Genomic DNA, 1,761 nt, shown 5'->3' on the forward strand with positions numbered 1-1,761 from the left:
GGCGGGCGGGAGACGGCCGGCGCGGGTGCGCCGCCGCGGATCAGGTCTGCAGGCGCTGCAGCACCGCCTGCGTGGCAGCGTCGGTGGAGATGCCCTGGCCGGGCGCGGCGAGATCGGCGGTGAACGCCTGCGCGTCGAGCGCGGCATCCACCGCCTGCTCGATCGCCGCCGCCTCGGCTTCCAGGCCCAGCGAGTGGCGCAGCAGCAGCGCCGCGCTGAGGATGGTCGCGTAGGGGTTGGCGATGCCCTTGCCGGCGATGTCCGGCGCCGACCCGTGGATCGGCTCGTACAGGCCGATGCGGCCGTCGCCCAGCGAGGCCGACGGCAGCAGGCCCAGCGAGCCGGCCAGCATCGAGGCTTCGTCGGTGAGGATGTCGCCGAACATGTTCTCGGTGACGATCACGTCGTACTCGCGCGGCTTGGCCAGCAGGTGCATGGCCATCGAATCGACCAGTTGGTGTTCCAGGCGCACGTCCGGGAATTCCTCGCGGCCGATCCGCGCGGCGACGTCGCGCCACAGCCGCGAGGTTTCCAGCACGTTGGCCTTGTCCACCGAGACCACGTGGTTGCGGCGCTGCCGGGCCAGGCGGAACGCGCTGCGCAACACCCGTTCGATTTCCGCGACGGTGTAGCGGCACAGGTCGCTGGCGTCGCTGGCGCTGCGGGTCTTGTCGCCGAAGTAGATGCCGCCGGTCAGTTCGCGCACCACCACGATGTCCACGCCCTGCAGCAGGTGCGGCTTGATCGGCGAGGCGTCCAGCGCCGCCTTGTGCGGCTTGACCGGGCGCAGGTTGGCGAACAGGCCCAGGCCGCGGCGGATCGCCAGCAGGCCCTGTTCGGGGCGCACCTTGGCGTTGGGATCGGACCACTTCGGTCCGCCGACCGCGCCCAGCAGCACCGCGTCGGCGCCCTGGCAGGCGGTCAGCGTCGCCGCCGGCAGCGGCTCGCCGTGGCGGTCGATGGCGATGCCGCCGATGTCGTGTTCGTGGAACTGGAAGTCGTGGCCGTGGCGTGCGGCGACGGCGCGCAGCACCGCGACCGCGGCGGCGGCGACTTCCGGACCGATGCCGTCGCCGGGCAGGACGACGATGTCAGCGTGCATGGGTGGCCTCGTAGCGTTCGATGTCGGGTTGGCGCAGCAACAGGTAACCCATCTCGTCCACGCCTTCGAGCAGGCAGGTCTGCGAGAACGCATCGAGCGGGAAGGCGTAGACGCGGCCGTCGGGCGTGCGCAGCTCGCGCGCGGCCACGTCCACGGTCAGCTCGTCGTCCGGGCGCTGCATCAGCGTCTGCACGTCGTCCTCGGCCAGCACGATCGGCAGCAGGCCGTTCTTGAGGCTGTTGTTGCGGAAGATGTCGGCGATCTCGCTGCTGACGATGGCGCGCAGGCCCAGGTCGGTCAGCGCCCACGGCGCATGCTCGCGCGAGGAGCCGCAGCCGAAGTTGCGCCCGGCCAGCAGGATCTGGCGGCCGGCGTTGTGCGCCTGGTTGAAGGCGAACTCCGGGTTCGGCGTGCCGTCGGCCTGCCAGCGCCAGTCGTTGAAGGCGTGGCGGCCGAGGCCGGCGCGTTCGGTGGTGGACAGGAACCGCGCCGGGATGATCTGGTCGGTGTCGATGTTGGTCTGGCGCAGCACCACGCTGCGCGAGGTGAGGGTGGCGAAGCCGACCATCACGGGGTCTCCTGGGAAGCGGCGGAGTCGGGGGCGGGCGCCGCGGCGTCGGCCACCGGCGGCAGCGCCGCGGGCGGCACGTGCGGCGGCA

Annotated in this window: 2 protein-coding genes; both read right to left on the reverse strand. The window is 72.1% G+C overall.

Annotated features, from left to right (window positions below):
• Positions 1-40: 40 nt before the first annotated feature.
• Positions 41-1,102 carry a 3-isopropylmalate dehydrogenase gene (gene leuB, locus D183_RS0114325; protein WP_017909608.1) on the reverse strand — a complete coding sequence of 354 codons (1,062 nt, stop codon included), beginning with the start codon at positions 1,100-1,102 and terminating at the stop codon, positions 41-43.
• A complete protein-coding gene (gene leuD / locus D183_RS0114330; RefSeq protein WP_017909609.1) occupies positions 1,092-1,670 on the reverse strand; it encodes a 3-isopropylmalate dehydratase small subunit in 579 nt (192 codons plus the stop codon). The genes leuB and leuD overlap by 11 nt, the downstream gene beginning before the upstream one ends.
• Between the last annotated feature and the right edge of the window lie 91 nt (positions 1,671-1,761).

Origin of the sequence: Xanthomonas sp. SHU 199 (assembly GCF_000364665.1) — a bacterium.
Lineage (GTDB): Bacteria > Pseudomonadota > Gammaproteobacteria > Xanthomonadales > Xanthomonadaceae > Xanthomonas_A > Xanthomonas_A sontii.